Source organism: Trichocoleus sp. FACHB-262 (assembly GCF_014696035.1).
In the GTDB taxonomy this organism is placed as follows: domain Bacteria; phylum Cyanobacteriota; class Cyanobacteriia; order FACHB-46; family FACHB-46; genus Trichocoleus.
In genome coordinates this window covers 20,808-28,828 of the sequence record NZ_JACJPK010000039.1, presented here as the reverse complement: position 1 = coordinate 28,828, position 8,021 = coordinate 20,808, and the positions used below count along the sequence as shown (strand labels likewise).

At 45.2% G+C, this 8,021-nt stretch carries 5 protein-coding genes; all 5 read right to left on the bottom strand.

Going from position 1 to position 8,021, the window contains the following annotated elements:
- Positions 1 to 372: 372 nt before the first annotated feature.
- Positions 373 to 1,164 (bottom strand): hypothetical protein, encoded by a 792-nt coding sequence (locus tag H6F68_RS08670; RefSeq protein ID WP_206755510.1) that lies wholly within the window; start codon positions 1,162 to 1,164, stop codon positions 373 to 375.
- Between the two features lie 88 nt (positions 1,165 to 1,252).
- The gene (locus H6F68_RS08665; protein WP_190558189.1) at positions 1,253 to 3,217 is read right to left on the bottom strand and encodes a CapA family protein; all 1,965 of its coding nucleotides are present in this window, start codon (positions 3,215 to 3,217) and stop codon (positions 1,253 to 1,255) included.
- A 303-nt stretch (positions 3,218 to 3,520) separates the two neighbouring features.
- The gene (locus tag H6F68_RS08660; RefSeq protein ID WP_190558187.1) at positions 3,521 to 5,242 is read right to left on the bottom strand and encodes an HlyD family secretion protein; all 1,722 of its coding nucleotides are present in this window, start codon (positions 5,240 to 5,242) and stop codon (positions 3,521 to 3,523) included.
- A 15-nt stretch (positions 5,243 to 5,257) separates the two neighbouring features.
- Positions 5,258 to 6,280 carry a poly-gamma-glutamate biosynthesis protein PgsC/CapC gene (locus tag H6F68_RS08655; protein WP_190558185.1) on the bottom strand — a complete coding sequence of 341 codons (1,023 nt, stop codon included), beginning with the start codon at positions 6,278 to 6,280 and terminating at the stop codon, positions 5,258 to 5,260.
- Positions 6,273 to 7,511, bottom strand: a complete 1,239-nt coding sequence (gene pgsB / locus H6F68_RS08650; protein ID WP_190558183.1) for a poly-gamma-glutamate synthase PgsB — start codon at positions 7,509 to 7,511, stop codon at positions 6,273 to 6,275. Before pgsB ends, H6F68_RS08655 begins: the two co-directional genes overlap by 8 nt.
- Positions 7,512 to 8,021: the final 510 nt, after the last annotated feature.

The following is an 8,021-nucleotide window of genomic DNA, read 5'->3' as shown; positions in this document are numbered from 1 at the left end:
GCAAAAGTCATTAGCTCACAGACTAGCTCAGCTAGGCTTGTGGAGTCATCCTTTGGCAAAGTCTAACGGTGGTTATTTCCTCAGTGAGCTCAGACTTTAGTAATTCCAATACCCAGTAACGCCAGCTAACGATCGCAAAATTCTTGAAGTTGCAAAAGCTGGTTATCAGTATCTTGGCCCTGATCGACAGTTGAAACTCGAAGGTATAGGGCACAAATAGTTTGTTTCATGCAGCAAGGCTATCAAAAAAGGACCCTTTTTTGATAGGGTCTTTACTCATAACTCCCACCCTGATTTAAGGTCGTTTCAGCCTCGTCAATTTATACCCCTTTTTTGATAGTCACTTGGGTCTCTCCAAATTTAACTTTCCAATCACTCCAAACGGGTCAAGGCTATCTTAGTAGTATGCCTGCGGGAGTTCTCAGAACGAGACCAGCGGTAGCCAATTGCTTTGCCACTATCGTCTACAACCAAGACAATACTTCCGGTTCCAAGGCCAGTCTCTGCTGCCTTGTGGCGAGAGTCGCTATGTCCGTGGCGGGTCGCCGTTGAGTCAATAATGGGGATAATGATTTCATTCGAGCGCTTCGGGTGCTGCCGAATAGCAGCTCGGACGATCATCACGTGTCCCGTATTGTCTGAAACTACCGTAGGCGGCTTCAACCAGGCAATAATATCGCCGGGGGCAAGGTCAGTGGCTCGCTCAATCCGTTTCCAGCGGCCTACGACTTTTCCGGAGGGGAGAGATGTAACAAACCCAACGAAGTGCTTGGCTAAGGGACGACGAACTGTTGCTGTTTGTAGAGAACGGAGCGCTTCCGGGACGCTGCGGGCGATCGCATACTTGAGGAAGCCTGAACAGTCATAGTTAAACTGACCAAGCGCTTCATTAACTTGAGTTTTATGAGAGTAGGTGGATGCTTTAGCAGCTTTCAGTTCTCGATTAGCCTCGCGCAGCAGAGCTTTGGACCCTTGACCGCGCGGTACTGAATGAAGTGCAACAGTTGATTGGGTGTCTAGTAGCTCACTTTTATCTTTTACTCTACTTTGGGTTAATCGCTCACCAGATGAAAGCGCTGACTCATTGCTGCTCAGAGATTGAAGCAACTGAGGGATAAATGGTGTTTCACGGGAATAGGCTTCTATATGAGCAAGTAAATGCACTAGAAGGGGCGTTACCAGTATTAATAGCCATTTTGTCACACTGTTGTAACCTCTCATTTTGAGTAGGTCGCAAGTTGTTTGCTCACTTTTACTGTTGTAACAAAGTTAGTTTAGATGGAGCATCGTCCTTGGCCCATAACTCAGCTCCTGGCAGAAAATCTTTGCGCAGGACCACTTCCCCAGTTCCAGTCGCTTGCACATAGTTATAAAGTGGGCTGAAGGGCGTACCCTTAGTGTCCCATTTAATGATTCGAATATTGTCGAAATCTACGGTGTCATCGCCCTGCTTGGGAGGTTGCAGCCTTAAGAAGAGACCAAGGGCCACTGTGTTGGGCGGTACTTTCACATCGAGGCGAAAAGGTGTCCATGTCTGGTCTTGTTTGACGAAGAGCGGTTGAATTTGCTGTGCCTGAGATTTCCCTTTGGTGTAGGAGTACCAGCTGACTTGTAAGCTAGACTGTACATCTTTACGAGAGCGCACCATTCCCACAATCGATAGCTCTGAGCCAGAGTCTACTAAAATACGATGCAACGGGGACAGAACCACCTCAGACTCGTTAAAACCTTTTCGTTGGAGACGGGCTCCTACCTTGCCTTCATAGGCATAGTCAGCTCCTTTTAACTTATCAACCCCTGCAAACTCCCAGAGGGCTCCGCCTTGGTGTTGGTCATCAGCAATCTCATCTTCAAAATCGCCCACCCACAGTAGATCTCGACCAAGCCTTAGACTTCCTGCTCCAGAAAAGTTGACGATCGCCCATCCCTGAGCTGCGCGAAAAATCTGGCTTTTTCCGGAGCCCGCTTTGATGGGTAGCTTGACATCCTGGGAAACCCTCCGATTGTTCACGTCAACTACCATTGCGCCATCTTCGACTAAGAAAGGTCCGCGATCGCGTCCTGCGGCCCCCCTAGCCACAAAGTCAGCCAGATCTCCAGTGACTCCTTTCGGCACGTAGCCCTCAATCATCAGCGGCTCAGTATAGGCCTGCACCACTTTGCCATTGCGGAGATGCACTGCTAATAAGTAAGACTCAAACGTCGGCCATACGGTTTGGTCGAAGAGAAAGTTGCCTAAAGTCCAAGATACGAGCGATGAGTCATTCCAGTTGAAGCCACCGACGACATGGGGGTGATGGTTAATAACCAGGGTGGCACCAGCTTCACGAGCTACAGCCGTTAGCCGACGGACATTTTCGCTAGGGGTGCGCTGATACTCATTGCCGCCATGAATCATGAAAACCACAGTTTTGTACTTGGCCTGGGCAGACTTCACGGAGTTGCGAATCTGCGCTTCATCGCAATTTGCCGCACCCCCTTTATTCTGAGCATCTAATGCCACATAGTTCAGCGGATGTTCTGCGCCGGAAATGGTGGTGCAGCCTAGAAAGGCGATCGCTTGGCCCTGCACAGTAGCGATCGCAGGAGCCCAAGCCCGCTGTTCGGATAAACCTGCGCCGAAGTACCCACTCCCTGGTGAAAACCCTCCTTGGTTGAGTGCGTTTTGAGAGTCCTTGATACCTTGCTCCAGCGCATCGTAGAGATGGTTGTTAGCCAGACCGATCACATCAATCCCGCTCTGCCGCAGAGCCTTGGCAGTCACCGGGGCGCTGGCAAATACATAGTCTTTAGTGGCATGGAACTGAGGAGGACGGCGGACCCTAGAGTCAAGATGAGGCTTGTCCGTCAGGGGCGATTCCAGATTGCTGATCGTGAGGTCTGCATTCTCTAGGAGCGGCTGTACATGTCTCAGCAGTGCTTTGTGCTCATCGACGCCGCTATTGGGTTGTAGGAGACCATCTTTGGTATTACCATCTTCATTTGGATCGTAGAAGCGACGGCCCAGCATCACATCCCCTGTAAAATGCAGAGAAATGGTTTGACCATCATCAGGTGTTAAGCGCACGAGAACGGGGGCGCTAGGAGCAGCGGCTCTTGTCCGTGAGATGAAGCTTGCATGCTTGACTGTGACCCATTCTGGGTCGGCTTGGGTGGCTGCAAGCTGGAACCAACCATCTAAATCAGTTTTGGTTTGCCCAGATGACGTGGTTACCAATGCGCTACTGACGGGATTTCCCTCTAGGCTGATAACGCGACCTTTAATGACTTGCTTCGGAGGCGATGAGGCTAGCGGAGCAGTAAGTTTACATCCTGAGCACAACAGGGCGATCGATAATACTACAACACAGAATTGACGCATATAACATGCCAATGATCTTGCTAAATCATCCGAATCCGCTGCTTATCAGACCACTTGAGGCAAGTGTGATGTTGAGCTAGTTCTAAACCGTGACCTATTGATTCATTCAAGGCGAATGCAAGCTTTGCAGAACTAGAATTTAGGACCAAATTTGATGAACTACTTGAGCCAAAAGGCTAAACGATTAAAAATATTTGTCTGCTTAGGGACGCTCAGAATTACAGGCATTCCCTTCGCTGCAACCAGCCGACTGCTATCTTCTGGAGACAGATTATCAAGCGCTAACTGGACATATACCGATCGCATTTCTGAACCTAAGGTTGAAGGGATGTTGGCAGAATCGGATGTTGGAGCTGCTTGATCAATTTTTGCCACGCGGGCCTGATACTCCTTGTTGACCGCAGGGATAAGAGCTGTGGCAGGACTACCAACGATAATTTCTTCAGCCTGTTTTGGAGTCAGATAAGCATCAATCATGGGTGGGGCTTGTTCCCGTTGCAGCACCATCACCGTTTCCCGAGGTCTAACTGGATTACCTGCTAACTTCGTCACTTTTAGGATCGAACCTGGAAAAGGAGCTTTGTAGACCACAGAAAATGCTTTTTGAGAAAACAGAGGTTGATTTGGTGAAGGCTGTTGCAGGTACTGCCTTTGCGGCTGCGAGATTTGCAGTGCTTGCATTCGCTGGTTGAGCATCCGTTCTGACTCATTAACTTTCTGTAATGCGATCTGTGCAAGTTGACGCTGCTTTTCTACTTCAGCACTACGGCGAGGGAGATCACTAACTAAACTATCGCCATCATAAAAATTCCCCTTCTGAGCAGAAGCAACTGAGATCTGAGCTACTTTATATTGCGATTGGGCTTCTCTAAGTTTGGCTTCTGCATCAGCAAACTTAGATTTAGCTGCATCAAAAGCTTGTTGGCTCACTGCCCCTTCTCCCAAGAGAGTGGCAAATCGTTCTAAGTTATCTTTTTCTATTTGGTATTGTGCGGTTTCGGCAGTCACTTCAGCCTGAGCAGAATCAAGTTCAGCTTGACTAATAGTTTTGTAAGATTCCAGTTTTTCACTCTCTTGTTGCTTAAGTAATTCCGCTTCCCTTAAAGCAGCCTGAGCTTCAGCTAACTCTATCCGACTCGACTGAATTTCTCGATTTAGTGCGTCTATATCTCTTTCCGCCAACTCGTCATTTTTAGTACTAAACAACGGTTGGCCTGGCTTGACGCTCATGCCCTCATAAACATAAAACTCATCTAGAACACCCTGTTCTTTAGCAACCACAGATTCGACCGGTGCGACTACAGGCCCTGTAGGCTTAGCAACGATCGCAGACCTGATCTGTAAGTTTACTAATGAATTATGGACCGCGCGTAAGGTAAAAAATCCTAAAACGCCCCCAATCATCAGGTAGATTAAGGTGTAAAGTACGCGTTTCGATCGCAATCGCTGCCAAGCAGGAGAGGAATTTGGAGCCGATTGAGGGCTACCAAAGTTAGGCTCAGAAAGCTGAGCACCCTGATCTACAAGGGTTAGTTCTCCTTTATCTATCTTGTCTATAGCACTCTGCAATAAGTCTTTTTCTAGTTTCGTCAAATTGAGAAACTGTGCACCCAATTCACCCTCACGAGCAGACAGCCAAATCACTTCAACTAGAGTACTAATTTGGATATTGGTAGATTCTTTGCCACCTTTATGCAAATTAAGGTGTAGCTGAATTGGAAAGCAATCACCAGTTTTTACAGTTTGATTAAAGCCAGTAACTTTAAAGCCACCTATACTCCAATTTTCAATACTATAGGAGTAGTTGTCTATAATTGCTAAAGCAGGCGCACTGACTCGGGCGTGATGTCTTTGCTCAGTGATACTCTTATTTTTCTTCATTAATCTGGGTTGTTCTTAGGATAGGGCTTTGGTTGACGGAGGAGTTAAATAGACGACTGCTGTGTTAGCTACAAAAAGAGCAATTAGAGCAGCTAAAACAGTCAAAACCATGTAGTTTATAACTTTTTTGTTAGCATATAAGATGCTGTCATTGACATAAGACATCATGGCAATGATGACAAAAAGATTACCTCCTTGAAAAGGCAGTATATTAAACCCAAAATTTATAAACAACAATTCTGTTGTCCAGACAAACAGAGTGCTAAAAAATAAAGCTACAACGTAACGCTTTAGACCAATTAATAAAGTGAACTGACAAATGGCTTGAACGACTAAATAAACGGTGATGCACCCAATCAAAAAAATGATGGCACTAATTGGTTTAATTAGTAGTGCTGCGGCTACAGGCGCTACCATATAACCGCCTGAGCGCACATCCTTGAACCGATAGAATAAGTAACTCACGGCCAAAGCACTATAAAACTGGAACAAATGGTAGTGAATGCGTAAGATTTCCTTGCTGGAATAATAACCTCTAAGTACATCAAAGTCTATGCTAAATACAGATGAGCCAACTAGATAAATAGCCGTCAGAATACCAAGCGTTGCTAAAGTAGTTACGGCGATCGCTCGGATCACTTTATTCATTTTTTGCTTAGTTAAAGTGAAAGCAATCACAGCGGGAAGTAAAGTACCTGACAAGCTATCTAATGAAGGATATAACCAGCCGAGTTTGATGTAGATCAGTCCGATCAAGTTAGCGATCGCCAAGGAAACAAACGCCAAAATATACATTGGTGTTCGTCGCTTATAACTAGTTTGGGCTAAAAATCGCTTGTAAATGAAGTAGACAGCGAAAGATAAAGCTAAGCTGGTGACGCACCAAATTGGGGATAGTAAAAACAAAACAATGATAAACCCAGGAACAATCACACCTCCTGGTATGACTCCATAACGATCCTTATAGGCGATCGCTACAAAAGCTCCAATATTGAGTGCTAGCCTATGGATTTCAGGCGTATTTGGAAGTTCAAACATTCACTCTCTCTGCTTCAACTATTTCAGTGCTAGCCACTGCTTCCAGTTCAGGCTGTCCTTCAAAGTAATGCAGCATGGTCTCAGCTTGAGGCGTGTGAATATTAACGGTGCCTATCAGCAGAATCTTCTCTGAATTAGCTTTTGAGACAATTTGAGCTAGCAAATCTACGGCAGAAGCACTTTTGAATTTGGAGGAATTTCCTAAGTTCAGAACCCGAGTGGGTTCGTGATTAAATACTTCGTTTACGACTTGCTCATAATCCCCGAATGTAACTACAGGATTAAAGTTCAAGTCATTAGCTAGATTGGCAAAAAACTCAACTCTAGTCGGGCGATCGTGCCGATTATTGAGAATAACAACTCTTTGATATTCAGGATATTGCTTAAACAGCTTTTCGCTGAGTTCCACGAAACTCTCACGGTCATTCACTGCAAAAAGATTTGCCCAGGCAATTTGACATCCTTGAAACGGTACAAATTGCACACTGAAAGCGCCTGGATCAGCTACAGCTTGTTGCATAGCTTTGAGGGCTTTATCTTTAGGTAGTTTCAAGATTTTGGCAATCTCATATCCAATCGCGATGTTGTCCTCAATCGCAAAATGGGCAAAGCCCCCTAAATCAGCTAGATCAACCGTTTCCTTACTAGCAACCCGCATTGTAGAGTTTTTGCTTTTAGCATTCTTCTCTAGAATGTTCAGAAGCTTCGGGTCAGCTTCGGCGGTAATTAAAATTCCGTTACTCGGGATGGTATTAGATAAAGATTCTGCGATCTCTTCTAAAGTTTCTCCCAAATATTCAGGGTGGTCATAACGTACATTAGTGATAATGCCAATGTGCGATCGCATCACTTTGTCTTCTAGCCACTTTGCATAGACAGGATTAACAGCCATGCACTCTAGCACTGCTACTTCTGCTTTCTGACGGCTAAAGTCTTTGACAATTTTGACCTGTTCATTTACATTGGGATATCCTTTACGCCCAAAGTCATAATCTCGACCATCAGGACGCAAAATGCGAGCAGCACTACCTGTGGTCTTACCGAAGGTGTGATATCCAGCTTCTCTAAACACTGCAGTCACATATCGAGTGACAGTGGACTTGCCTCTAATGCCGTTTACATGAACTCTCCATCGGATTTTGTCTCGTTGCTCTTGAAAGTTGAGATAGCCTACTAAAAGCCAAGCAACATACAAGTAGAAACTCGTTAAAGATAGTAAAAAAACAGCCATCAATGACCTTTAAGATAATTACCCTGATTGAAAAGGCGCAGCAAAAACCGCCACATTGTTAGATGTGTAAAACTGGTTGAATCTGGCATCAACCCTTACCGTCTAAAAATTAAGAGCTAGTGGAGATGCTAGAGAAAAATTCAGTAACTGTGCTTAAGCTGCTACCCACATTGAGCTAACTTCTAACTAGGGACCAAACCCTACGTTAAAAAGAAGTCCGTTACAATCATTGAACGGTCTATAGACAATAGCTTAAAGATTTCTATTGCTCAGCAGGTAGACTGCTTTAGTGCTATGTCATTATAGTTAAATCTCCTGATCATGAGTTGGGAGCGAAGCCAGGGGTTGGAGGTAAGAGGCCGCCTCTGGCTTAACTTTTGATTTTTTACGTTTTGTTAAGAAATTATAACAGAACCAAGGTCTAATTGATAACACCAATCATGGGTATTGTGCTCTTCTATACTGCGACCATTAATAATTCTCCTTCAATTTTTTATCGAAGCATCCACC

Excerpts from the sequence above, each read along its gene's own strand:
- pgsB (WP_190558183.1), bottom strand. The coding sequence starts at position 7,511 with ATGGCTGTTTTTTTACTATCTTTAACGAGTTTCTACTTGTATGTTGCT.
- H6F68_RS08655 (WP_190558185.1), bottom strand. The coding sequence starts at position 6,280 with ATGTTTGAACTTCCAAATACGCCTGAAATCCATAGGCTAGCACTCAAT.
- H6F68_RS08660 (WP_190558187.1), bottom strand. The coding sequence starts at position 5,242 with ATGAAGAAAAATAAGAGTATCACTGAGCAAAGACATCACGCCCGAGTC.